This is a genomic window from Rubrivivax sp. JA1026, assembly GCF_011065555.1.
In the GTDB taxonomy this organism is placed as follows: domain Bacteria; phylum Pseudomonadota; class Gammaproteobacteria; order Burkholderiales; family Burkholderiaceae_C; genus Rubrivivax; species Rubrivivax benzoatilyticus.
The window spans coordinates 201,363-225,232 of the sequence record NZ_JAALCQ010000003.1 but is presented as its reverse complement, the minus strand read 5'-3'; the positions used below and the strand labels follow the sequence as shown (position 1 = coordinate 225,232).

Sequence of the window (23,870 nt, the reverse complement as noted above, 5' to 3'; positions counted from 1 at the left end):
TTGTGCGCTGATGCGCTTGGCGGCGACGCGTTTCTAGCACAGGGCCGGCGCGCCGGCACGGAGGCCCCCCGGAGACATCCCCCTGGGATCGGGCGTCAGGCCACGCGCCGGGCCTCGCCGTCGCCGTACAGGTTGCTCGTGCAGCGCCCGCACAGGCCCGGGTGCGCCGGGTCGTGGCCGACGTCGTCGCGCCAGTGCCAGCAGCGCTCGCACTTCGTGTCGGTCGACGGCGTCACCGTCACCTGCAGCTCGTCGGCGGCGGCCAGCAGCGCCTTGGAGGTGATGAGCACGAAACGCAGGTCCTCGCCGAGCGAGGCCAGCAGCTCGTGTTCCTCGGCCGGCGCGCCGATCGTCACGTTGGCCTGCAACGACGAGCCCACGGCGCCGGTGGTGCGCACGGCCTCGATCTCCTTGTTGACGCGTTCGCGCACGGCGCGGATGCGCGCCCACTTCGCCAGCAGCGCGGCGTCGGGCTCGGGGAAGTCGAGGTAGGTCTCGGTGAAGATCGACTCGGTCGTGCCGACGATCTTCCACGCTTCCTCGGCAGTGAAGCTGAGGAAGGGCGCCATCCAGCGCAGCATCGCCTGGGTGATCGTCACCAGCGCGGTCTGGGCGCTGCGGCGCGCCAGCGACTTGGGCGCCGTCGTGTACAGCCGGTCCTTCAGCGCGTCGAGGTAGAAGGCGCCCAGGTCCTCGCTGCAGAAGACCTGCAGCTTGGCGACCACCGGGTGGAACTCGTAGACCTCGTAGTGCTTCAGGATCTCGGCCTGCAGCTCGGCGGTGCGCGCCAGCGCCCAGCGGTCGATCTCCAGCAGCTCCTCGGGCGCCACGGCGTCGGCCTTGGCGTCGAAGTCCGAGGTGTTGGCGAGCAGGAAACGCAGCGTGTTGCGGATGCGGCGGTAGGCGTCGACGACGCGGGCGAGGATCTTGTCGTCGCCGGCGATGTCGCCCGAGTAGTCCGAGGCCGCGACCCACAGGCGGATGATCTCGGCGCCCAGCGTCGAGCTGACCTTCTGCGGCTCGATGCCGTTGCCCAGGCTCTTGCTCATCTTGCGCCCCTGGCTGTCGACGGTGAAACCGTGCGTCAGCAGGCCGCGGTACGGCGCGCGGCCGTACAAGGCGCAGGCCAGCAGCAGCGAGCTGTGGAACCAGCCGCGGTGCTGGTCGTGGCCTTCGAGGTACAGGTCGGCCTCGGGCCCTTCCTTGTGGAAGCCCTCGGGATGCTGGCCGCGCAGCACGTGCCAGAAGGTCGAGCCGGAGTCGAACCAGACCTCCAGGATGTCGCTGCTCTTGGTGTAGAGCGCGGCGTCCTCGGCGCCCAGGATCTGCTCGGCGCTCGTGCGGCTCCAGGCCTCGATGCCGCCGGCTTCGACGATGTCGGCCGCCTGGTCGAGGATCTCCATCGTGCGCGGGTGCAGGTCGCCGGTGTCCTTGTGCAGGAAGAAGGGCAGCGGCACGCCCCAGCTGCGCTGGCGGCTGATGCACCAGTCGGGGCGGTTGGCGATCATGTCGCGCAGCCGCGCCTTGCCGTTCTCGGGGTAGAAGCTCGTCGCCTCGATCGCGTCCAGCGCCATCTGGCGCAGCGTGCGCGGCGCCTTGTCCTTCGTGAAGACGCCTTCACCCTCGTCCATGCGGATGAACCACTGCGCCGCGGCGCGGTAGATCACCGGGCTCTTGTGGCGCCAGCAGTGCGGGTAGCTGTGGGTGATGGTCTCGGTGGCCATCAGCCGGCCGGCGCGTTGCAGCGTGTCGAGGATGACCGGCACCGCCTTCCAGATGTTCTGGCCGCCGAAGAGCGGGAAGTCGGCGGCGTAGCAGCCGTTGCCCTGCACCGGGTTCAGGATCTCGTCGGTCTTCATCCCGTGCGCGACGCAGGAGTTGAAGTCGTCCAGACCGTAGGCCGGGCTGCTGTGCACGATGCCGGTGCCGTCGTCGGCGGTGGCGTAGTCGGCAAGGAAGACCGGGCTCAGGCGGTCGTAGCCCGGGTCGGTGTCGGCCAGCGGGTGGCGGAAGTTGAGGCCGCCGAGCGTTTCGCCCTTGGTCGTCGCCAGCACCGTGCCTTGCAGGCCGTAGCGCGCCAGGCACTTCTCGACCAGCGACTCGGCCAGCACCAGCAGGCCGCGTTCGGTGTCGACCAGCGCGTAGTCCAGCGCCGGGTTCAGGTTCAGCGCCTGGTTGGCGGGGATCGTCCAGGCGGTCGTCGTCCAGATGACGATGAAGGCCGGCTTGTCGATCGCCGGCAGGCCGAAGGCCGCGGCCAGCTTGTCGGGCTCGGCCGCCGGGAAGGCGACGTCCAGCGTCTGGCTCTTCTTGTCGGCGTACTCGATCTCGAACTCGGCCAGCGAGCTGCCGCAGTCGAAGCACCAGTAGACGGGCTTCAGGCCGCGGTAGACGAAGCCGCGTTCGATGACACGCTTGAAGGCGCGGATCTCGCCGGCCTCGTTGGCCGGGTCCATCGTCGCGTAGCGGTGCTCCCAGTCGCCGAGCACGCCCAGGCGCTTGAAGTCGGCCATCTGCAGCGCGATCTGCTCGGTCGCGTAGGCGCGGCTCTTGGCCTGCATGTCGTCGCGGCTCAGGTGGCGGCCGTGTTTCTTCTCGATCGCGTTCTCGATCGGCAGGCCGTGGCAATCCCAGCCGGGCACGTACTGGGCGTCGAAGCCCTTGAGCTGGCGCGCCTTGACGATCATGTCCTTCAGGACCTTGTTGACCGCGTGGCCCATGTGGATGGCGCCGTTGGCGTACGGCGGGCCGTCGTGCAGCACGAACAGCGGCTTGCCGCAGCGCGCGTCGCGCAGGCGCTTGTAGAGGCCTTCGTCCTGCCACTGCTTGATCCACGCCGGCTCGCGCTTGGCGAGGTCGCCGCGCATCGGGAACGGGGTGTCGGGCAGGTTCAGCGTCGCGCGGTAGTCGGGCGCGGAGGCGTTCGTGGAGTCGGTCATGTCGGTCGGCACCGGGCGGTGCGGAGGCGGTGCATAAGCGGTCGTCGAGGCGCGCGTGCGGGCACGGCGCGAGACGGCGGGGGCGGTCAGGCGCGAAGGCGCTGCGTCCGTGTAATTCGGTCGCGCGTCGTCTGCCGCCGCGTGGAGGTGTTCCGCCACGACGGGTCGAGCCGAACGATGGACAATCGCATCAGCCGATTCTACCGAGGCGCTGCTTTGAAGCTCCGCATCCGTCCGCCGGCGCTGGCCCTGACACTGCTCGTCGCCGCCTCCGCTCGGGGCGAAGAGGCGCCGGTGCCCCCGGTGACGCCCCGCGCCCCGGCGGCCGAAGCGGACGACGACGGCCCGCCGCCGCGGCGGTTTGAAGGTGTCGTCGGCGTGCTTGCCTCCTGGGGGAGTTCGCACCATGGCCGCGGCGGCCCCGACGCTTCGCTCGAACCCGGCTTCTACCTGCGCTGGGGGCGGCTCACCGTCAGCAACGCCGGCGCCTTCGCCGCCCGCCGCGCCGACGACGTGACACGCGGCCTGGGGCTCGACCTGACGAGCGGCAGCCGGCTGCGCACCCATCTCTCGCTGCGCTACGACCGCGGCCGCGACGACGACGAACCGGCGCTCGAAGGCCTGGGCGACGTGCGGGCGACCGTGCGGGCCCGGCTGGGCGCGAGCTGGCGGCTCGACGACGGCTGGCGCCTGTCCGGCGGCTGGAGCCCCGACCTGCTGGGCCGCGGCGGCGGGTCCTTCGTCGACCTGGGCCTGTCGCGCGAGCGCCCGCTGGCGCCGCGCACACGCTGGAACGCGTCGCTGCGGCTGACGGCGGCCGACCGCCGCTACATGCAGAGCTACTACGGCATCGACGAGCAGCAGGCCGCCACCAGCGGCTACCCGGTCTACACGCCCGGCGCCGGGCTGCGCGACCTGCAGGCCGTGCTCGGGCTGCGCCACCAACTGTCGGAGGACTGGGTGGCGCTGGCCGGGGTGTCGCTGAGGCGCCTGCTCGGGCCGGCGGCCGACGGGCCCTCGGTCACCGACAAGACCGGCTGGAGCCTGGGTTTCGGCCTCGGCCGGCGCTTCTGAGTCAGCGCGGCTGGGCGGCGAACCAGGCGCGGGCGTCGGCCTCGTCCTGGGCGATGCCCTCGCGCAGCGCCTCCAGCGACGGGTAGCGGCGCTCGTCGTGCAGCTTGTGCAGCAGCTCGACCCGCAGCACGCGGCCGTAGCCGGCCTCCGGGCCCAGCGGCCATTCGAGGCAGTGCGTCTCCAGCAGCACACGCCCGGCGTTCTCGACCGTCGGCCGCGTGCCCAGGCTGGCGACACCCGGCAGCGCGCGTTCGGCCAGGCCGTACACGCGCACGACGAAGATGCCGCCGGCCGCCGGCCGCGGGTGCGGGAAACGCAGGTTCAGGGTGCGGAACCCCAGCTCGCGGCCGAGCTTGCGGCCGTGGATCGCGTGGCCGCTGATCGAGTACGGCCGCCCCAGCAGCACCGCGGCGCGCTTCATGTCGCCGGCAGCGAGCGCGTCGCGCACCGCCGAACTCGACACCCGCAGGCCGTGCACCTCGTAGCTCAGCATGCGCGCGACGTCGAAGCCCAGCCGCGTGCCGGCCTCGTCGAGCATCGCGTAGGTGCCTTCGCGGCGCGCGCCGAAACGGAAGTCGTCGCCGACCAGCACGTAGCGTGCGTTCAGGTTTTTCTGCAGCACCTGCTCGACGAAGGCCTCGGGCGCCAGAGACGCCAGGCGCTCGTCGAAACGCGCGACGACGACGTGGTCGACGCCGCAGCGCTCCAGTTCGGCCAGCTTGTCGCGCAGCGTCGCGATGCGCGCCGGCGCGCGCGACGCGTCGCCGGCGCGGCGGGCGAAGAAGTCGCGTGGATGCGGCTCGAAGGTCATCACGCACGAGGCCAGGCCGCGATGCCGCGCCTCGTTGACCAGCATCGCGAGCATCGCCTGGTGGCCGCGGTGCACGCCGTCGAAGTTGCCGATCGTCAGCGCGCAGCCGGCCTCTCGCAGCCCGGGGTGGTCGAATCCTCTGAAAACGCGCATGGCCGCGGATTCTCGTTCAAGCGCCGGCGAAGATCGCCTCGGGCTCGACCCAGCACCAGCGACCCGGCGCCAGGTCGGCCGGCAGCACCAGGGCGCCGAAGGCGCTGCGGTGCAGCGCTTCGACGCGGTTGCCGGCGGCGGCGACCATGCGCTTGACCTGGTGGTACTTGCCTTCGGCGAGCACCAGGCGCAGCGCGTTCGGGCCGGTGCACTGCGCCTCCAGCGCGCGCACCGGCTGCGGGTCGTCGTCGAGCACGACGCCGGCCAGCAGGCGCTGCACGACGGCCTCGTCGACGGGGTGCTTGGTCGTCGCCTCGTAGACCTTGGGCACATGGTGCTTGGGGCTGGTGAGGCGGTGGATCAGCTTGCCGTCGTCGGTGAACAGCAGCAGCCCGGTCGTGTCTTCGTCGAGCCGGCCCACCGGCTGCACGCCGCGCGTGCGCAGCGGCGGCGGCAGCAGGCTCATCACGCTGGGGTGGTGGCGGGGCTTCTGCGAGCACTCGTAGCCGGCGGGCTTGTGCAGCATCACCAGCGCCGGCTGGCGGAAGGGCCACTCGCGGCCGTCGACCTCGAAGACGAGGCCGGCGGTGTCGAAGTCGGCCGACGGGTCGTCGACGACCTGGCCGCCGACACGCACCGCGCCGCAGTCGACCAGCCCGGCGCAGACGCGGCGTGTGCCGAAGCCCTGGGTGAAGAGGATTTGTTCGAGTTTCATCAGGGGGCGAATTCTCGCGCCGACGGCAGGCCGGGCCGGCCGGTGGCCGACAGCAGCGCGTCGAGCACCGCGGCGGCCACCGCTTCGGCGGCCAGCACGTGCAGCAGCGTGGCCGGCGCCGCCGGGCCGCGGCCGGTGGACAGGCCGAACAGGGTGTCGCCGTCGCTGGCGGTGTGCACCGGGCGGATCGTGCGCGCCAGGCCGTCGTGGCCGGCGGTCGCCAGGCGCTGCGCCTGGGCCTTGGTGAGCGGCGCGTCGGTGGCGACGACACCGATCGTCGTCGCGCCGGCCAGCGGCGCGGCGGCGTGTTCGCCCGCGAGGTAGCAGGCGACGGTGTCGCGCAGCGTGCGGCCGTCGTCGCTTCGGGCACCGGCGACGAGGCCGCCGCGCTCCGGATCGACGACGTCGCCGACGGCGTTGACGGCGACGAGCGCCGCCACCGTCACGCCACCGGCGCGGCGCGACGCGGTGCCGATGCCGCCTTTCATCGCATGCTGCGGCCCGAAGAGCTTGCCGACCGTCGCGCCGGCTCCGGCGCCGACGCTGCCACGCTCGAAGGCGCCGGCCACCGCCGCCTCGCAGGCGGCGTAACCCGCCGCCGCGTCGGGGCGCGCGGCCGGGCGCAGCCACAAATCGAACAGCACCGCCGCCGGCACGATGGGCACGATGGCCGGGCCGACGGCGACGCCGCGGCCGCGTTCCTCCAGCCAGCGCATCACGCCGCCGGCGGCGTCCAGACCGTAGGCGCTGCCGCCGGACAGCAGCAGCGCGTGCACGGCCTCGACGGTGTTCTCCGGGCGCAGCAGGTCGGTCTCGCGCGTGCCCGGCGCGGCACCGCGCACGTCGGCGCCGGCCACCGAGCCTTCAGGGCAGAGCACGACGCTGCAGCCGCTCAGGCCGTCGGCCAGCGTGTGGTGGCCGACGGCGAGGCCGGCGACGTCGGTCAGGGCGTCGAGCGTGTCGAGGGGCGCGGGCATGGCGCGACTGTAGCGGCCGGCCCGCCGGCGCCCCGGCGCTTCAGACGAAGACGCCAGCCGTGTCTTCCATGCGTGCGGCGACTTCGCCGAGGTGGTGCAGCGTGTCGCCGAAGGCCAGCTCCAGCACCGTCAGGCGCTTGAAGTAGTGGCTGCCGGCGTATTCGTCGGTGACGCCGATGCCGCCGTGCATCTGGATGCACTGCTGGCCGACGAAACGCATCGCCTGGCCCAACTGCACACGTGCCTGGGCGACGGCGCGGCGGCGTTCGGCCGCCGGCGCGCCGAGCTTCAGCGTCGCGTAGTAGCTCATCGAGCGTGCGAGTTCGAGCTGCATCTTGGCGTCGGCGACGCGGTGGCGCAGCGCCTGGAAGCTGGCGATCGGCACGCCGAACTGACGGCGCGTGTTCAGGTACTCGACGGTCATCGCCAGCAGCCGGTCCATCAGGCCGACACCTTCGGCGGCGATGCCGGCCAGCGCGATGTCGACCGCGTGTTCCAGGCGCTCGAGGCCGTCTTCGGCGATCAGTGCGGCCGGTGTGGCGTCGAAGCGCAGGTCGGCGGCGCGTGCGCCGTCCTGCGTCGGGTAGGGCGTGATCGCCGCGGCGCCGGCTTCGACGACGAACAGGCCGATGCCGGTGCGCTCGCCGTCGGCGCCGGCGATGCGCGCCGGCACGACGAAGGCGTCGGCCTCGTCGCCGGCCGGCACGACGATCTTGGTGCCGGTGACCACCCAGCCGTCGCCGCGGCGTTCGGCGCGCGTCGCCGGCCGATCCAGCGCCCAGCGTGCGGCGCGCTCCTGCTGCGCCAGCACGACCAGCGCCGAGCCGTCGGCGATGCGCGGCAGCCACTCGCCCTGCAGCGCCTCGGGCGCGGCGGCCAGCAGCGCCGGCACGGCGAGCGCGGCGTTGGTCCACGGCGCGTGCACCAGGCCGCGGCCGAGTTCCTCGTTGACGAGCATCGCCTCGACCGGGCCCAGGCCCAGCCCTCCGTGGGCCTCGGGCACCGCCAGCCCGGCGAGCCCGAGTTCGGCCAGTTCGCCCCAGACGGCACGCGAATGGCCGCCGGCCTTGGCCAGCGCGTGCCGGCGTTCGAAGGCGAAACCCTTGTCCACCCAGCGCCGAACGGCTTCGCGCAGCGCCTGCTGGTCGTCGGTGATATCGAAGTCCATGGAGTTCACCCCAGCACGGTTTGGGCGACGATGTTGCGCTGCACCTCGTTGGAGCCGCCGTAGATCGTCGTCTTGCGCAGGTTGAAGTAGCTGCCCATCAGCGGTGCCAGCGCGTCGTGCTGCCAGCCGGCCGCCGCGGTGTCGGCGGCCTCGTCGCGGCGCGCCACGGTGCCGGGGCCGCCGGCGAGCATCAGCAGTTCGGCCGCGCGCTGCTGGATCTCGCTGCCGCGGATCTTCAGCAGGCCGGCGATGTCCAGGCTCTGCTTGCCGCTCTTCTCGGCCGACAGCACGCGCAGCACCAGCATCTCCAGCGCGACGATGTCGACCTCCAGCAGCGCGATCTGGTCGCGCAGCCGGGCGTCGTGCCAGACGCCTTCGGCCCTGGCCAGCGCCTTCAGCCGTTCGAGTTCGCGCTTGGAGCGGTTGACCTCGGCGATGTTGGTGCGCTCGTGCGCCAGCAGCAGCTTGGCGTAGGACCAGCCCTTGTTCTCCTCGCCGATCAGGTTGGCGGCGGGCACCTCGACGTTGTCGAAGAAGACCTCGTTGACCTCGGGCTCGCCGTCGAGCATGACGATGGGCCGCACGCTGACGCCGGGGCTCTTCATGTCGATCAGCAGGAAGCTGATGCCGGCCTGCGGCTTGCCGTCGCTGGCGGTGCGCACCAGGCAGAAGATCCAGTCGCCGTGCTGGGCGAGCGTCGTCCAGGTCTTCTGGCCGTTGACGACGTAGTGGTCGCCGCGGCGCTCGGCGCGTGTCTTCAGCGACGCCAGGTCGGAGCCTGCGCCGGGCTCGCTGTAACCCTGGCTCCACCAGACCTCGCCGCTGGCGATGGCCGGCAGGAAGCGTCGCTGCTGCTCGGGCGTGCCGAAGGCCATGATGACCGGCGCGACCATCACCGGGCCGAAGGGCAGGATGCGCGGCGCGCCGGCGAGCGCACATTCCTCCTCGAACAGGTGCTTCTGCACCGCCGTCCAGCCCGGCCCGCCGAAGGCGCGCGGCCAGCCGGCGGCCAGCCAGCCCTTCTGGCCCAGGATCCGGGCCCAGCGCTGGTTGTCCTCGCGTGTCAGCGCCCGCGCGGCGCGCACCTTGTCGCGGATGTCCGCCGGCAGGTGCTCGCCGACCCAGGCGCGCACCTCCTGGCGGAAGGCCTGTTCTTCCTCGGTGAAATCGAGGTCCATCGTCGTCTCCTCGCGGCCGTGAACGGCCGGCTCTCGTGGCCGGCTCGTTGTAGCACGCGGGTTTCGGGCCGCCTTGTCCCTGCCGGGACAGCGCGGTCAGCGGGCCTCGAGGCGCAGCACGTCGCTGTCGCGCTGCATCTTGAAGCGCGACAGGAAGCTGTTGCCGAGCAGCACCATCGGCATCGCCTGCGGCACGACGACGGCCTGCACGTGGGTGATCTCGACCTCGCCGACACGCACCCGCGACAGCGTCACGCGGTGCGCGGTGGCGGTGCCGTTGGCGGTCTGCACCAGGCCGGGCTCGCCGTTGCGCCAGGCGATGCCCAGGCGCTCGGCGTCGGCCTGGCCGAGCGCGATCAGCGTCGCGCCGGTGTCGACCATGAAGTTCACCGGGCGGCCGTTGATCGCGCCCTGGGTGACGAAATGCCCGCCGGGGCCGGCGGGGATGACGATCTCGCGCGCGCCGGAGACGACACCGCCGCTGCCGGCCACACGCGAGGTGCCGCCGCCGGGGCGCAGCACCAGGCGCTGGCCGCCGGCTTCGACGACCGCGCCGTCGGCGTCCAGCTGCAGCAGCTTGACGCCGCGCGCGCTCTCGCCGACGGCCAGCGTCACCGGCTGGCCGCCGATGACGAGCAGCGCCTTGCGCCCCATCTGGCCGGCCAGCGAGACGTCCTGCGCCGCGGCCGGCAGCACGGCCGCGGCCAGGATCGTTGCCGCGATGCGCAGCGCCTGGCGACGGCCGGCGGCGTTCATCAGTCGCGGAAGTTGTTGAAGGTCAGCGGCAAGTCCGAGATTTCCTTCTTCAGCAGCGCGATCGCCGCCTGGAGGTCGTCCCGCTTCGCGCCCGAGACGCGCACCGCGTCGCCCTGGATCGCGCCCTGCACCTTCAGCTTGCTGGCCTTGAGCGCCTGCTGGATCTTCTTCGCGTGTTCGGCGTCGATGCCGGCCTTGACCTTGACGGCGAGCTTGAGCTTGTCGCCGCCGAGCTTCTGCGGCTTGGCCGTGAGGTCGAGGAAACGCACGTCGACGTTGCGCTTGGCCAGGCGCGAGAGCAGCACGTCGCGCACCTGTTCGATCTGGAAGTCGCTGTCGGCGTAGAGCACGAGTTCGCGCTCCTTGGCCGACTTCTCGGTGAGTTCGACCTTCGCGCTCGACCCCTTGAAGTCGAAGCGGTTGCCGATTTCCTTGTTCGCCTGGTCGAGTGCGTTGCGCAGTTCGACCAGATCGGGCTCGAGGACGGTATCAAAGCTGGGCATGGGAAAATTCTGCCATGTCACCCGTCGCCTCCCCGCTGCAGATCGAGTCGCGCGTGTCGCTGCGCGAGCACAACAGCTTCGGTCTGCCCGCCGTCGCCCGCACCCTGGTGCGCGTGCGCAGCGAGGCCGACGTGCGCCGTGTCGTCGACCACCCCGAGTTCGGCCGTGCCCCCAAGCTGATCCTGGGCGGCGGCAGCAACCTCGTGCTGACACGAGACGTCGACGCCGTCGTGCTGAAGATCGAGATCGAGGGCCGGCGCCTGGTGGCCGAGACCGACGACGCCTGGATCGTCGAGGCCGGGGCCGGCGAACGCTGGCACGACCTCGTCGCCTGGACGCTGGAGCAGGGCCTGCCCGGGCTGGAGAACCTGGCGCTGATCCCGGGCACGGTGGGCGCGGCGCCGGTGCAGAACATCGGCGCCTACGGCGTCGAGCTGAAGGACCGCTTCCACTCGCTGGACGCGGTCGACCTCGTCACCGGCCGCAGCGTCACGCTGGACGCGGCGATGTGCCGCTTCGGCTACCGCGACAGCATCTTCAAGCAGGCCCTGGCCGGCAAGAGCGTCGTCACCCGCGTGCGCCTGCGCCTGCCCAAGCCCTGGGTGCCGGCGCTGGGCTACCTGGACCTGGAACGCAAGATCGCCGAGACCGGGAACACGCACCCCGACGCACGCACGATCTTCGACTGGGTCTGCGCCATCCGCCGCGCCAAGCTGCCCGATCCGGCGACCATCGGCAACGCCGGCAGCTTCTTCAAGAACCCGGTGGTCAGCGCCGAGCAGTGCCGCGACATCATCGACCGCGACCCGGAGATCGTGCACTACCCGCTGCCCGACGGCAGCGTCAAGCTGGCCGCCGGCTGGCTGATCGACGCCTGCGGCTGGAAGGGCAAATCGGTGGGCCGCGCCGGCGTCTACGAGCGCCAGGCGCTGGTGCTCGTCAACCGCGGCGGCGCCAGCGGCGCCGAGGTCGTGACGCTGGCGCGCGCGATTCAGGAGAGCGTCTACGGCCGCTTCGGCATCCGCCTGGAGCCCGAGCCGGTCATCGTCTGAACGCCCGGCGCTCTACGCGAGCGCCGTGTCCAGCCCCATCATCAGCACGAAGCCGAGCATCAGCCCGGCGGTCGCCCAGCGCTCGTGGCCCTGGCGGTGCGACTCGGGGATGACCTCGTGGCTGACGACGAACAGCATCGCCCCGGCGGCGAACGCCAGCGCCCAGGGCAGCAGCATGGCGGCGCCGGCCACCGCCGCGGCGCCCGCCACGGCGGCCACCGGCTCGACGAGGCCGGAGGCCGCACCCAGCAGCGCGGCGCGCCCTCGCCCCATGCCGGCGGCGTGCAGCGCCAGCGCGACGACCAGGCCTTCGGCCACGTCCTGGAGCGCGATGCCGCCGGCCAGCGCGGTGGCACGTGCCGCCTCGGCGCCGACCGCGGCGACACCGATCGCCAGGCCTTCGGGGATGTTGTGCAGCACGATCGCCAGCACGAACAGCAGCACCCGGCGCGGGCGTGCGTCGCGGCCCAGCGCGTGGGCGTGCGGCAGCAGGTGTTCCAGCAGCATCAGCACGGCGGCGCCGCCCAGCAGCGCCAGGCCGATGCCCGCAGCCCGCGGCCCGGGGGCGAGGCCGGCGGCCTGCGCCGCGTCCAGCGCCGGGTTCAGCAGCGAGAAGCAGGTGGCGGCCAGCATCACGCCGGCGCCGAAGCCGAGCAGCGTGTCCTGCGTGCGCTGGGCCGGCGCGCGGGCCAGCAGCAGCGGCATCGCGCCGAGCGCGGTGGCCAGCGCCGCGGCGGCACCCAGCGCACCGGCGTGGGCGACCGCCGGCACCGTGGCCAACGCGTGCCAGACGTCGGCCAGCTCGATGGCCGCGCCCGCGGCGCAGAGCACGACGCCCAGCCACTGCGCCGGCCGCAGCAGCCTGCGCGTGCCGGCCCTGTTCACGGCTCGGCCCGGTCCAGGGGCCGCAGCGTGAAGCGCGCCAGCCGTGCGGCAAGCGTCTGCAGCCGCACGGCTTGCTCGTCGTCGGCCACCAGCGGCCCCAGGCGCGCCAGCGGGCGGCTCGCGGCGTCCAGGCAGGTCAGGCGCCAGCACACCGGCAGCAGCGTGTCCTCGGCGCTGTCCAGCAGCAGCCGCAGCATGCGCTCGTGCACCGTGAAGGCGCGCTGGCCGTAGGCCGCCACCAGGCGCTCGCCCTGGTGGTGGAAGGCGCACAGCAGACGCGGCTCGTCGGGCTCGAGGCCGAGGCGGATGTGCATCGCGATGCGCTGCCAATGCCGCAGCGCGGCCTGGGTTTCGGCCGGGCACATCTCAGCGGCTCCGGCGTGGGATGGTGGGGAAAGCGGATGCGCTCATCGCGGGCTCCTCGGCGGGTGGGCACCGGGCCGGCCTGGACGCCGGCGGGCAGGGTTCGGGTTGGCGGCTTCGGTGACGCCATGAACCATGCTACATGAGAATAAGTCGCATTTGCAAAACAAGAGGCGGGCGAATCCGTCGCCCGCGCGGCGTCGGCGGCCTGTCAGGCGCTGGCGTCGGCGTCCGCGGGCTGCGCCAGACCGGCGGCGATGACCGCCTCGCGCGTGGCCGGCAGCAGCTCCTCGAAGCGCTGCACGTGGCGCGCGATTTCGTGCGCCGGCAGGTGGGTCGCACCTTCGTGCAGCGACTCGGCGGTCGAGGCCAGCGCGGCCAGCCCCAGGTTCAGCGCCGCGCCGCGGGCCGCGTGCGCGCTGACCCGCAGCTCCAGCGGCTGGGCGTCGCGGATCGCCGCGCGCAGCCGCTGCACGAGCAGCGGCCCCTGGTCGAGGAAGCCGTGCACCATCGCCGCGAAACGTTCGCGCGGCATCGCCTGCAGCGCCAGGGCCATCGCCGCGGCGTCGAGCAGCGGCGGGCTGCCGTCGGCCTGGGTCTCGGCCTCGCCGGGCGACGGCTCGGGCCCGAAGTCGGCCGTGCCCGCGTTGCCGAACAGCCGGCGCAGCGAGGCCGCGAGCTTGGGCGGGCTCACCGGCTTGGTCAGGAAGTCGTTCATGCCGGCGACCAGGCAGCGGTCGCGGGTCTCGGTGAAGGCGTCGGCGGTCAGCGCGACGATGGGCACCGTGGCCGCGGCCGGATCGGGCAGCGCACGGATCGCGCGCGTGGCCGCGATGCCGTCCATCTCGGGCATGTGCAGGTCCATCAGCACGACGTCGAAGGGTTTGGCGCCGGCGGCGCGCATCGCGTCGACGGCTTCGTGGCCGTTGGTGGCGAACACCGCGCCATGCCCCAGGCGCTCGAGCAGCGCCGCCATGTACTGCCGGTTGACGAAGTGGTCCTCGGCGACGAGCACGTGCAGCGGACGCGGCGGCGGCGGCGCGTCGCCGGGCAGCGGGCGCGGCGACGCCCCGGCCGGCACGGCCTTCAGCGGCATGCGCAGGCGGAAGCTGCTGCCCTGGCCGGGCTGGCTGGTGACGGTGATGTCGCCGCCCATCAGCCGCGCCAGGTTGCGCGAGATCTCCAGCCCCAGCCCGGCGCCGCCGTGGCGCCGCGAGCGCGAGCTGTCGGCCTGCACGAAGCGGTGGAACAGCGTCGCCAGCGTCGCCTCGTCGATGCCCACGCCCTGGTCGCTGACGGTGAACACCAGCTCGGCCGCGCCGTCGCCGCCCTCGGCCTGCACGTCAAGCACGACGGCGCCCTGGTCGGAGAACTTGATCGCGTTGGACAGCAGGTTGAACAGCACCTGCTTGACGCGTGTGGCGTCGCACAGCACACGTTCGGGCAGCGCCGGGTCGGCGGCGATGTGCAGCGCCAGTGACTTGGCGTGGGCCTGCGGCCGCATCAGCGCCTCGACGTCGCGCAGCAGCGCGCGCAGCTCCACCGGCGCGGGCATCAGCACCATGCGCCCGGACTCGAGCTGCGACATGTCCAGGATGTCGTTGAGGATGGCCAGCAGATGGTCGGCCGACTCGGTGGCGGTGCGCAGATAGCTCACCTGCTGCTGGTTCAGCCCGGTCTCGCGCAGCAGCGACAGCATGCCCAGCAGGCCGTGGAACGGCGTGCGGATCTCGTGGCTCATGTTGGCGAGGAAGGCGCTCTTGGCCTCGCTCGCCGCCTCGGCGTCGCGCCGGGCCTGGCGCAGGTGCTCGGCGAGCTCCTCCAGCGCGGCGCGGCGGCGGTCGAGCTGGCGCATCTGGCGCAGCGCCAGCAGCGCGAAGGCCAGCGTCAGCGCCGACAGCGACACGGTCAGCCCGATGCCGACCATGTTGTGCTTCTGCACCGTGGCGTTGCGTGCCGCCACCTGTTCGCCGACGTGGTGCGCGGCGCGCAGCGACAGGCCGTGGATCTCGGGGCCCATCGCGACCAGTTCGGATTCCAGCTCGCGCAGCGCCTCGCGAGTCGGGCCGCCGGCGGTGCCGGCGCCGAAGGCCGCGTCGGCGCGGCGGATGAAGCCGTCCATGCGGGCCAGCGTGGCGGCGAACTCGGTCTCGTCGGCCAGGATGCGGCCGATGCGCTCGTTGTGCAGCAGGCCGACGCGGCTGATCCAGATGTCGTAGCGCAGCTGCAGCGCCGCCGGGTCGAGCACGCGGCGCGGGTCGACCGAGCGGCCCCATTCGTCGCGCAGGCGCAGGTACTCGGTCTCGGCCTGGTAGACGAGCAGCACGGCATCGTCGTCGGCGACCTCGACCGCCTGGCGCAGCAGCGCGGCCTGGCGCACCTGCAGCCAGGCCACGGCCAGCAGGGCCAGGATCAGCCCGACGCCGAGCACGCCCAGCCACGTCGCGCGGCCGCGCCGCGCATGCGGCACGGTGGGTTCTAGCGAACCTCGATCGTGCGCAGCTGCCATGCCGAACGGCTGTAGTAGACGGGCGTGCGGAGCTCCTCGTCCGAGTCGAACGGGTAGATCACGAACAGCGGCCCCTTGTCGCGCACCGCCATCGGGCGGTCGTCGAGCAGCCGGGCGACGATCAGGTCATGGCGCGCGGCGTCGTCGAACGGGATGTCGACCCAATAGTCGTTCAGCGCGATCGCGCGCATCCGGCTGCCGCGTGCCGCGGCGGCGGCGAGAACGTCGCGCAGCAGCGGGCCGGTGAAGCGGCGCGCCGTCGAGTACCAGGGCGTGCGGGTCACGAAGCTCGTCTGCGGCAGACGCTCGAGCATCGGCATGTCGAAGTCGGCGCGGGTGCCGGCGTTCGGCGACAGCACGCGCCCGGTGAGCGTCAGCACCACCTCGCCGGCGGGCGCCTCGAGGGCCGCCGCGACGCCGCACCACGAGCCCAGCGCCAGCGCCGCACCGGCGGCAAGCACGCGGCGGCGCCCTCGGTCGTGCGAGGTCGCGGCAGACGAGGCGGCGACGGCGGAGCGTTCGGGCACGTCCGGATTCTAGGGGGATCGTCCGCCCGGAACCCCCTCTTCGAAGGATCAGCGGCGCACTTCGTTGCGCTCGCCCGGCGCCGGCGTCAGGCCGTAGGGCTGCACCAGCTCCCAGACGTGCGGCGGCACCATGTTCTTCATCTTCGCCGGCTGCTCGCGGCGCAGGTGCAGCACGGTCTCGACGGCCTTCATCTCCAGCCGCGCGCGTGCGAATTCCAGCCCGCGCGGGCCGACCTTGGGCATCAGCCAGCCGACGATGGGCCGCAGCCAGGCCGGCATGCGGCGCAGCGGCAGGCCGCCGGCGGCGCGTTCGGTGTTGGCGAGGAAACCCTTGACCGGGCCTTCGCGCTTGCCGGCGCTGCCGGGTTCGGCCAGCGTCACCTCGTCGCCGAGCAGGCCGAGGATCTTCTCGCCGCGTTCGTTGCGCACGAGCAGCCACTGCTCGCCTTCGCCGCCCATGTAGCCGACGGTGATGTCGGCCAGCACGTTGCTGTAGTCGACGCAGGTGCGGCAGGTCAGCGGGAAGAAGTCGGTCGGCAGCTGCGACAGCGGCAGCTGCAGGAAGGGCACGCGGCGCTGGCGGCCGTCGTCGAAGCGGATCTCGACGTGGTAGTCGGCGCGGAACTCGAGGTAGGTGATCGACTCCGGCTTCGGCGTCAGCAGGCCGAGGAAACGGTGGAAGTTCTCGGTCGTCGTGTTGTCCGAACACGGCGTGCCGATGACGTAGAGCTGCTCCAGCCCCAGCTCCTGCTCCAGCGCCCGCAAGGCGTAGACCTGGCACGGGATGCCGATCACCGCCAGCCGCTTGTGGCCGGCGGCCACCGCCGGCTCCAGCAGCGACAGCAGCGGCGCGTAGCCCATGCGCATGCCGCGGCAGCGCGCCAGGTCGCCGGGTTTCGTCACCAGCGTGGGCACCGGGCGCCAGCGGTCCTCGGGGTCGGGGGCCATCGTCAGCACGGCGTCGACGGCGCCGGTCTCCAGCAGGCGCTCGGCCAGCCGCGTCGTGATGCCGGTCCATTGCGCGCCCTCGGACGGGCGCTTCAGCGCCGCGCGCCACATGCGGCGGAACGGGCCGAAGTACCGCTCGTCGGCCCGCGCCGGGTCGCGCGGACGGCCGTGCACGCGGGTCTCCATCGCGGCGTAGTCGGGCTGGATGAACTGGCAGGCGCGGCCGCAGCGGCGCGGATCGGCGCTGCGCGAGACGCCGCAGTCGGTGCACAGCGTGCGGGTGGGGGCGGCGTCGTGGGGGATGGGGGACTTCAAGGCAGGGGCGCTCGTTCGCGGGACCGCCCGATCATCGCCCAAGCCGGGCCCGGCCGACCCGACCTGACGCAGACCCCCCGCAGCGGCGGGCACCGTCACCGTGAGCGCTCGGCCCGCAGGTGCTCGATCTTGGCCGCGTACAGCGCCTGCGCCTGCGGCGTCGGACTGGTCTCGCGCGCGACCTCGAGGTGCCGCAGCGCCTGGCGCTGGCGGCCCAGCAGCAACTCGGTGCGCGCGAGCCAGTAGTGGAACTCGTGGTAGCCGGCGTCGCGCGCCACCTCGCGTGCGAACAGCTCTCGGGCGCCTTCGAGGTCGCCGCGGCGCAGGGCCTCGATGCCGGCGTCGAACCAGCGGAACGGCGGCGCTTCCTCGAGCGCCTGCAGCCGCGCCTGCAGCGCGCCGGCCTCGGTTTTGCGGCCCTGCTGCCCGAGCAGCTGCGCGAGGTTGGCCAGCGCGCTGCGGTTGGCCGGTTCGCGCTCGAGCAGCGTGCGCCAGACCGACTCCGCGGCGTCGGCCAGGCCGCGGCGGCGGTAGACCACGGCCAGCGTGTTGTGGCCGGCCGAGAAGTGCGGGTCCTGGTTCAGCGCCTCGCGGGCGTGCCAGTAGGCGTCGTCGAGCCGGCCTTCGGCCAGCGCCTCGGCGGCGCGGTTGTTCATGAACATCGCCAGCACGGTGGCCTGGGAGATGCTGCGCCAGCGCAGGCCCGCGACCTGCTCGCCGGGCAGGAAGTCGACGACGAGCGCGCTGTCGGTGCTGCGCAGCACCTGGCCCGCGGCGGTGGCCGGCCAGCCCAGCGACACGTTGACGTGGCCGTTGAGGGTCAGCAGGTCGCCGCTGCGGTTCCAGCTCTCGTCGACGGCGACGCTGCGGAACTGCACCGGCAGGCCGGCCTCGCGCGCGAAGGCCGCGGTCATCGCCACCAGCGACAGGCAGTTGCCCGAGCGCGCCGCGAAGGTCTCGGCGGCGGTGCGTGTCACCCCTTCGTAGTCCAGCGCCAGCGAGCGGCGGCTGTACAGCAGCTCGACCAGCGCCCGGCGCGGGTCCTCGCTGTGGCGCAGCCCGGCGCCGTCGAGGTGGGCCCGCATCGCGTCGTCGACGGCCAGCACCGCGGCCGCGTCGGGCAGGCGCGCCGGCGGCGCGAAGGCGGCGTCGCGGGTCGGCAGCGGCGTGCGCGCCGGCAGCGCATCGACCGTCGTGCAGCCGACGACGGCGGTGCAGGCCAGGAGGAGCAGGGCGAGGGTAGGGCGCATCGTGACGCTCCCGCCGCGGCAGCGCGGCCGCGGTGATCCTACGCCGCCGTCGGCCGGCGCGTGTTCACGCGGCCGCGGGGTCGCCGGCCTCGATCTGGCCGTTCAGGCGGGCCGCGGCGGCCCGCAGCTCGGGATTGGCGGAGGCTGCCGCGCGGTCGAGCAGGCCGCGCGCGTAGTCGGCGTCGTGCTGCAGGCGTTCGACGTGCAGGAACACGCCTTCGTTGGCGAACAGCCATTTGAGGTCGATGACGTCGACCAGCTCCAGCGAGCTCCCGGAGCCTTGGGTTTCGGCATTCATCGCACACTCCCGCCTCGTGGGCTGTTCGTTCGACGCACGGCACCGGTCGGGCGCCGCCTGCACGATAGCGCCGCGGCCTGCCCGCCGGGCCGGCAATCGCTGGAGTCGGCTCTCCAATTCCGTCTGGTGAACTTTCCGCGGTTTCCGTGGGCCTGGACGTTGTCCGGACTCCACAGCGTCGCCGCCGGACGGCGCGTTAAGCTGCGGCCGCCGCCGGCCAGCCGCCGCGGCATCCGCCGAGAACGATCACGAATCCCATGGCCGACACCCCGACTCCTCCCGACCCCGACAAGACCTCCGACCGCCGCCACCGCGAGCGTGTCGAACAGCTGCTCGCCCGCCCGCCGGTGCGTGCGGCCGGCACGCTGGCGCTGGCCGACCGGCGCCTGGACTACGCCGTCAGCGCCGAGTTCATCCCGGTGGCCGGCGAAGGTTTCGACGGCGCGCTGGCCGAACCGCAGGCCGCGGTGATGACCACCGCCTACCAGCTGCAGGGCGCCGCCGCCGGCTCCCGCCCGGTGTGTTTCGCCTTCAACGGCGGGCCGGGTTCGGCGTCGATCTGGCTGCACCTGGGCGCGCTGGGGCCGAAGCGGCTGGTCGTGCCGTCCGACGGCAGCATGCCGGCGGCGCCCTACACCGTCAGCGACAACCCGCTGAGCTGGTTCGAGCACTTCGACCTGGTCTTCGTCGACCCGCCGCACACCGGCTGGTCGACGACCGCCAGCGAAGCCGCACGCAAGAAGCTGCTGTCGGTCGACGGCGACGTGAAGGCCCTGGCCGAGGTCGTGCGCACCTGGCTGACGCGGCACCGCCGCTGGGGTTCGCCGGTCTACCTGGCCGGCGAGAGCTACGGCACGACACGCGGTGCGGCGCTGGCCGACAAGCTGCTGGACGGCGGCGTCGCACTCGCCGGGCTGGTGCTGGTGTCCTGCGCGATGGACCTGCAGAGCCTGTCCTTCGACCCGGGCAACGACCTGCCGTACACGCTGTTCCTGCCGGCCTATGCCGTCGTTTCGCAGTACCACGGCCTGCTGAAGGGGCCGCTGGGCGCGTCGCGCGAAGCGGCGCAGGCCGCGGCCGAAGCCTTCGTCGACGAGGACTACGCCGCCGCGCTGCTGGCCGGCGCGCGGCTGTCGGACAAGCGCCGCGCCGCCGTCGCCCGCCGCGTCGCCGAACTCACCGGCCTGCCGCGCGCGCTGGTCGAGGAGAAGAACCTGCGCATCGCCGACCAGGACTACTTCTTCGAGGCGATGCGCGCCCAGGGCCGCCAGGTCGGCCGGCTCGACGCCCGCGTGACCGGCCCGATGGCCGCGCGCCGCACGCGCGACTGGGAGTTCGACCCCGGCATCGAGGCCATCGCCGCGCCGTACACGATGGCCGCGATGGCCTATTTCGGCGAGCTCGGCCTGACGACCGAGCAGCGTTACGAGACCCTGTCGCACGAGGCCCACCTGGCCTGGAACTGGAACCGCGGCGAGGCCCAGGGCAACGCCTACGCCAGCACCAGCCGCGACCTCGCGCGTGCGCTGCGCCGCAACCCGCAGCTCAAGGTCTTCGTCGCCAGCGGCCGCTACGACCTGGGCACGCCGTACAGCGCCAGCGACTGGTCGCTGGCCCAGCTCGACGCGCCGCCCGAGGTGCTGGCACGCATCCAGCATCACTACTACGATGCCGGGCACATGATGTACACCCGGGAAGAGGACTTGACCAAACTCAAGTCCGACATCGCCCACTGGCTTGGATGATCGACTCATGCACATCGGAATCCTGACCGGCGGGGGCGACTGCCCCGGCCTCAACGCCGTCATCCGCGCGGTGACGCTGTCGCTGATCAACGAGTGCGGTGCCCGGGTCACCGGCATCGAACGCGGTTTCCTCGGCCTGCTGACACGTTCGTCGCGGCCGCTGGACACCGCCGCCGTCGCCGGCATCCTGGCCGAAGGCGGCACGATCCTCGGCACGCACAACAAGTGCGACCCGTTCCACTACTTCGGTGCCGGCGGGGCGGACTGCTCCGCCCAGGCGATGGACTACGTGCGCGAGCTCGGCCTGGACGCGCTGGTGGCCATCGGCGGCGACGGCACGATGGCCATCGCGCACAAGTTCGAGGCGCTGGGGCTGCCGGTCGTCGGCGTGCCCAAGACCATCGACAACGACCTGTTCTGCACCGAACGCACCTTCGGCTTCGACAGCGCGGTGGCCGTCGTCGCCGAGGCGCTGGACCGCCTGGCGACCACCGGCCGCAGCCACGGCCGGGTGATGATCGCCGAGACGATGGGCCGCTACGCCGGCTGGATCGCGCTCGAAGGCGGCATGGCCGGCGGCGCCGAGGTCATCCTGATCCCCGAGATCCCGTTCAGCGTCGAGGCCGTGGCCCAGCGCTGCCGCGAGCGTGCCGCACACGGGCTGTCGACGATCATCTCGATCGCCGAAGGCGCCGCGCCCGAAGGCGGCGGGCTGACCGTGCAGCGCACGATCGCCGACAGCCCTGACCCGCTGCGCCTGGGCGGCGTCGGCAACTGGCTGCAGCAGCAGCTGGAGCCGCGGGTCGACTGCGAGGTGCGCACGACGCTGCTGGGCCACATCCAGCGCGGCGGTTCGCCGACGCCGTTCGACCGCGTGCTGGCCACGCGTTTCGGCTACCACGCGGCGCAGCTCGTCGAGGCCGGGCAGTACGGCCGCATGGTCGCGCTGCAGGGCGACGCCGTCGTCAGCGTGCCGATCTCCGAGGTGGCCGGCAAGAACCGCCTCGTGCCGCGCGACCACGAGCTCGTGCGCGCCGCACGCGGCATCGGCGTCTCGCTCGGCGAGCAGTAACTACAGCAGCCGGTGCAGGTCGGGCGCCAGGCGCCCGACCGCCGAACGCAGCGCCGCGTCGTCGCGGCCGAAGTCGAAGTCCTGGAACTCGAAACCCGGGCCGACCGTCGCGCCGCAATAGGCGTAGTCGCCCACCGGCTCGGCGGTCTGCCACCAGTCGGCCGGCACGACGTGGCGCCGGCGGTTGGTGTCGAGCACGACGTGTTCGAGCGTCTGCAGGTCCGGCGACAGCAGCCACAGCGTCAGCGGCCCGCCTTCCAGCAGGTGCCAGACCTCGCAGGAGCGCACGCGGTGCCAGGCCGAGTGTTCGCCGTGCACGAGCAGGAAGTCGATCGTCGTCAGGCCGCGGCGCTCGCCGCGCGCCGTGGCGACGGTCTGCTGCGAGCGGTAGAGCTCGGCGTAGTGGCCGCCCTCGGGGTGCGGCTGCAGCTTCAGCTGGTCGATCAGCGCCTGGGCGCGTTCCGGCAGATCGCTCACTGGAGCACCCTTCGGCCTGCGGCCGGTCCCGCCACGCGGGACTGAGCGACGGACAAGTCCTGAGCGCTCATTGGGGCACCCTTCGGCCTGGCGGCCGGTCCCGCCACGCGGGAATGAGCGCCGGACAAGTCCTGAGCGCTCATGCATCCCTCACGTCGGCCACCGGCTGCTGGCCGAAGTCGGCGCGCTCCAGGTAGCGCAGCAGCTTGGCGGCGGCGGTCTCCGGGGTTTCGAGCATGCCGCCTTCGTGCAGGCCGACGAAACGTCCGCGGTCGGTGAAGCGTGTCGGGTCGGCGCTGCGCAGCTGCACCTGCATGTCGGTGTCGATGACACCTGGCGCCAGCGACACGACCCGCGCGCCGTTGGGCCGTGCCGCCTCTTCGAGCGCGATCGCGCGCGCCAGGTGGTCCATGCCGGCCTTGGCGGCGCAGTACGAGGCGCTGCCGGCCATTGCGCGGCGGCCCAGGCCCGAGGACACGAACAGCAGCTTGCGTGGCACGTTCCAGGCCGCGGTGCTGCGCAGGAAGGCCGAGGCCAGCAGCATCGGCGCCTCCAGGCCGACACGCAGCGCGTTGGACAGGTCGGCCGCGCCGACCTCGCCCAGCGCCGCCAGCTCGGAGATCACGCCGGCGTTGTTGACCAGCGTCACCGAGGCGAGCACGCCCGGGTCCTGCGCGTCGAGCCAGGCCGACAGCCGGCGTGCGGCCGGTGCCGGGTCGGCGAGGTCGACGGTCCAGGCGATCAGCGCCGGGTGTTCGAGCGGCGGCGCCCGCCGGGCCAGCGTCAGCACGCGGTCGCCGCGTTCGAGCAGCTGCTGCACCAGCGCCAGGCCCAGCCCGCGCGAGCCACCGGTGACGAGGGTGAGGGAGGTCTTCATCGCTTCGAGCATACTGGCGCCGCCCATGAATCGTGTCCTGAAAAGCCCGTTCCTCGTCGCGCTGCTGGCCGGCGTCGTCGTTCTCGTCATCGCCTTCGTGCCCGCGTTCTGGCAGGTGCTGCGCGGCAGCAGCACGGCGCCGGTGTCCGCGCCCGAGGCGCCGTGGAGCATCGCCGCCCGCGGCGACAGCGTTTCCGCTTTCGGCCTGCAGCTGCCCGGCAGCACGCTGGCCGACGCCGAGCGCCGCTGGGGCGAAGGCCTGCAGCTCGCGGTGATGGCCGAAACCGGCCAGCCCGGGGCGCTGGAAGGTTATGTCGAGCGTTTCGACAGCGGCGGTGTCGGCGGCCGGCTGCTGCTGGCCACGGCGCTGGACGACGCCGAGCTGCTGCGCCTGCAGCAGACCGCCGCCGAGCGTCAACCCGCCGGCGGCACGCTGTGGCGCTACCCGCTGCGCGCCAGCGAGCGCCTGGCGCTGGGCGCCGCGCCGCTGGTCGGCCTGAGCTTCATCCCGGCGGCCAACCTCGATGCGCAGACGCTGCGCCAGCGTTTCGGCGAGCCCGACGAGATCATCGCCCCGGGCGGCCGGCTCGAGCACTGGCTGTACCCGGCGCGGGGCCTGGCGATCGCCGTCGACGCCGAAGGCCGCGAGCTGCTGCAGGTCGTCGCGCCGGCCGACTTCGAGCGCCGGCTGCGGGCGCCGCTCAAGGCAGCGGCTTCGCCTGCAGCATCGGCCCCACGCTGAAGAACGCGCCGCCGGCGACGTGGTGGATCGTGCGCAGGGCCTCGTGCTCGGGCGCGAACTCCCAGCGCCCGGCGCGGAACACGCGTGCATCGGCCTGCGCCGCGACGACCTCGGCGAGGAACAGGTCGTAGGTCTGCTCGAGGTGCGGCTCGCGCAGCAGCCGGCATTCGAGCCAGCCGACGCAGCCTTCGACCAGCGGCGCGCCGGTCGCGCGGCCGGCGAAGGCGCCCAGGCCATGACGCTCGAACTTGTCGACACCGTCGTGGCCGCTGGTGTTGCCCACCGTCAGCGTGGTGTCGGCCAGCGCGACGCAGGGGATGCTGAGCGCGAACTCGCCGGCGGCGTCGAGCAGCGTGCGCGTGAACGTGCTCTTGTCGAGCACGACGGCGACCTTGGGCGGGTCGAAGTCCAGCGGCATCGCCCAGGCCGCGGCCATCACGTTGCGCCGTCCGCCGTGGGCCGCGCTGACGAGCACCGTCGGGCCGTGGTTCAGCAAGCGGTAGGCGTGTTTCAGATCGACGTCTTGTCTCATCGTC

23 protein-coding genes are annotated in these 23,870 nt (G+C 72.9%); 5 read left to right on the top strand and 18 right to left on the bottom strand.

What is annotated here, in order from left to right; genetic code table 11:
- Window positions 1–95: 95 nt before the first annotated feature.
- Window positions 96–2,939, bottom strand: a complete 2,844-nt coding sequence (ileS, locus tag G5B56_RS07515; RefSeq protein ID WP_164962794.1) for an isoleucine--tRNA ligase — start codon at window positions 2,937–2,939, stop codon at window positions 96–98.
- Window positions 2,940–3,155: 216 nt separating this feature from the next.
- Between ileS and G5B56_RS07510 the strand changes: the two genes are divergently transcribed.
- Complete coding sequence (locus G5B56_RS07510; protein WP_164962793.1) at window positions 3,156–4,013, top strand: MipA/OmpV family protein; 858 nt, start codon at window positions 3,156–3,158, stop codon at window positions 4,011–4,013.
- A 1-nt stretch (window position 4,014) separates the two neighbouring features.
- Here G5B56_RS07510 and G5B56_RS07505 read toward each other — a convergent pair whose 3' ends face one another.
- From G5B56_RS07505 to G5B56_RS07475, 7 genes are all read right to left on the bottom strand, one after another.
- Complete coding sequence (locus tag G5B56_RS07505) at window positions 4,015–4,977, bottom strand: bifunctional riboflavin kinase/FAD synthetase (RefSeq protein ID WP_009858543.1); 963 nt, start codon at window positions 4,975–4,977, stop codon at window positions 4,015–4,017.
- Between the two features lie 16 nt (window positions 4,978–4,993).
- The gene (locus G5B56_RS07500; RefSeq protein ID WP_164962792.1) at window positions 4,994–5,692 is read right to left on the bottom strand and encodes a 16S rRNA pseudouridine(516) synthase; all 699 of its coding nucleotides are present in this window, start codon (window positions 5,690–5,692) and stop codon (window positions 4,994–4,996) included.
- Entirely contained in the window at window positions 5,692–6,669 is a 978-nt protein-coding gene (locus G5B56_RS07495; protein ID WP_164962791.1) for a P1 family peptidase, read from the bottom strand. The genes G5B56_RS07500 and G5B56_RS07495 overlap by 1 nt, the downstream gene beginning before the upstream one ends.
- A gap of 40 nt (window positions 6,670–6,709) precedes the next feature.
- Entirely contained in the window at window positions 6,710–7,837 is a 1,128-nt protein-coding gene (locus tag G5B56_RS07490) for an acyl-CoA dehydrogenase family protein (RefSeq protein ID WP_164962790.1), read from the bottom strand.
- A gap of 5 nt (window positions 7,838–7,842) precedes the next feature.
- Window positions 7,843–9,015 carry an acyl-CoA dehydrogenase family protein gene (locus tag G5B56_RS07485; protein WP_164962789.1) on the bottom strand — a complete coding sequence of 391 codons (1,173 nt, stop codon included), beginning with the start codon at window positions 9,013–9,015 and terminating at the stop codon, window positions 7,843–7,845.
- A 96-nt stretch (window positions 9,016–9,111) separates the two neighbouring features.
- Complete coding sequence (locus tag G5B56_RS07480) at window positions 9,112–9,771, bottom strand: TIGR02281 family clan AA aspartic protease (protein ID WP_164962788.1); 660 nt, start codon at window positions 9,769–9,771, stop codon at window positions 9,112–9,114.
- Window positions 9,771–10,274: a YajQ family cyclic di-GMP-binding protein gene (locus G5B56_RS07475; protein WP_009858549.1), complete on the bottom strand. Its 504-nt coding sequence runs from the start codon at window positions 10,272–10,274 to the stop codon at window positions 9,771–9,773. The genes G5B56_RS07480 and G5B56_RS07475 overlap by 1 nt, the downstream gene beginning before the upstream one ends.
- 14 nt (window positions 10,275–10,288) lie before the next feature.
- Between G5B56_RS07475 and murB the strand changes: the two genes are divergently transcribed.
- Window positions 10,289–11,326: a UDP-N-acetylmuramate dehydrogenase gene (gene murB, locus G5B56_RS07470; RefSeq protein WP_206023494.1), complete on the top strand. Its 1,038-nt coding sequence runs from the start codon at window positions 10,289–10,291 to the stop codon at window positions 11,324–11,326.
- A gap of 12 nt (window positions 11,327–11,338) precedes the next feature.
- On the opposite strand, the gene G5B56_RS07465 is transcribed toward murB, so the two are convergent.
- From G5B56_RS07465 to G5B56_RS07435, 7 genes are all read right to left on the bottom strand, one after another.
- Window positions 11,339–12,211, bottom strand: coding sequence for a ZIP family metal transporter (locus tag G5B56_RS07465; protein ID WP_164962787.1), 873 nt, complete (start codon window positions 12,209–12,211; stop codon window positions 11,339–11,341).
- Entirely contained in the window at window positions 12,208–12,576 is a 369-nt protein-coding gene (locus G5B56_RS07460) for a hypothetical protein (RefSeq protein WP_009858552.1), read from the bottom strand. Before G5B56_RS07460 ends, G5B56_RS07465 begins: the two co-directional genes overlap by 4 nt.
- A gap of 209 nt (window positions 12,577–12,785) precedes the next feature.
- Entirely contained in the window at window positions 12,786–15,083 is a 2,298-nt protein-coding gene (locus tag G5B56_RS07455; protein ID WP_240920676.1) for an ATP-binding protein, read from the bottom strand.
- Window positions 15,053–15,610 (bottom strand): hypothetical protein, encoded by a 558-nt coding sequence (locus G5B56_RS07450; RefSeq protein WP_240920675.1) that lies wholly within the window; start codon window positions 15,608–15,610, stop codon window positions 15,053–15,055. Before G5B56_RS07450 ends, G5B56_RS07455 begins: the two co-directional genes overlap by 31 nt.
- A 48-nt stretch (window positions 15,611–15,658) precedes the next feature.
- Window positions 15,659–16,873: a Coenzyme F420 hydrogenase/dehydrogenase, beta subunit C-terminal domain gene (locus tag G5B56_RS07445; protein ID WP_009858555.1), complete on the bottom strand. Its 1,215-nt coding sequence runs from the start codon at window positions 16,871–16,873 to the stop codon at window positions 15,659–15,661.
- A gap of 95 nt (window positions 16,874–16,968) precedes the next feature.
- Window positions 16,969–18,123 carry a lipopolysaccharide assembly protein LapB gene (locus G5B56_RS07440; protein ID WP_164962786.1) on the bottom strand — a complete coding sequence of 385 codons (1,155 nt, stop codon included), beginning with the start codon at window positions 18,121–18,123 and terminating at the stop codon, window positions 16,969–16,971.
- A gap of 64 nt (window positions 18,124–18,187) precedes the next feature.
- On the bottom strand, window positions 18,188–18,421 hold the full coding sequence (locus G5B56_RS07435) for a hypothetical protein (RefSeq protein WP_009858557.1): 234 nt from the start codon (window positions 18,419–18,421) through the stop codon (window positions 18,188–18,190).
- 257 nt (window positions 18,422–18,678) lie between these two features.
- On the opposite strand from G5B56_RS07435, the gene G5B56_RS07430 reads away from it, so the two are divergent.
- A complete protein-coding gene (locus G5B56_RS07430) occupies window positions 18,679–20,166 on the top strand; it encodes a S10 family peptidase (RefSeq protein ID WP_164962785.1) in 1,488 nt (495 codons plus the stop codon).
- A 7-nt stretch (window positions 20,167–20,173) separates the two neighbouring features.
- Window positions 20,174–21,238, top strand: a complete 1,065-nt coding sequence (locus G5B56_RS07425) for a 6-phosphofructokinase (RefSeq protein ID WP_009858559.1) — start codon at window positions 20,174–20,176, stop codon at window positions 21,236–21,238.
- Here the strand turns inward: G5B56_RS07425 and G5B56_RS07420 are convergent, their stop codons facing one another.
- Together G5B56_RS07420 and G5B56_RS07415 are read right to left on the bottom strand one after the other, a co-directional pair.
- Window positions 21,239–21,715 (bottom strand): cupin domain-containing protein, encoded by a 477-nt coding sequence (locus G5B56_RS07420; protein WP_164962784.1) that lies wholly within the window; start codon window positions 21,713–21,715, stop codon window positions 21,239–21,241.
- 139 nt (window positions 21,716–21,854) lie between these two features.
- Window positions 21,855–22,604: an SDR family NAD(P)-dependent oxidoreductase gene (locus G5B56_RS07415; protein ID WP_164962890.1), complete on the bottom strand. Its 750-nt coding sequence runs from the start codon at window positions 22,602–22,604 to the stop codon at window positions 21,855–21,857.
- Window positions 22,605–22,617: 13 nt separating this feature from the next.
- Here G5B56_RS07415 and G5B56_RS07410 point away from each other — a divergent pair, with 13 nt between their 5' ends.
- The gene (locus tag G5B56_RS07410) at window positions 22,618–23,334 is read left to right on the top strand and encodes a hypothetical protein (protein ID WP_164962783.1); all 717 of its coding nucleotides are present in this window, start codon (window positions 22,618–22,620) and stop codon (window positions 23,332–23,334) included.
- Here the strand turns inward: G5B56_RS07410 and G5B56_RS07405 are convergent.
- Window positions 23,294–23,866, bottom strand: coding sequence for a flavin reductase family protein (locus G5B56_RS07405; RefSeq protein ID WP_164962782.1), 573 nt, complete (start codon window positions 23,864–23,866; stop codon window positions 23,294–23,296). The two genes, G5B56_RS07410 and G5B56_RS07405, sit on opposite strands and share 41 nt — an antisense overlap.
- Window positions 23,867–23,870 lie beyond the last annotated feature (4 nt).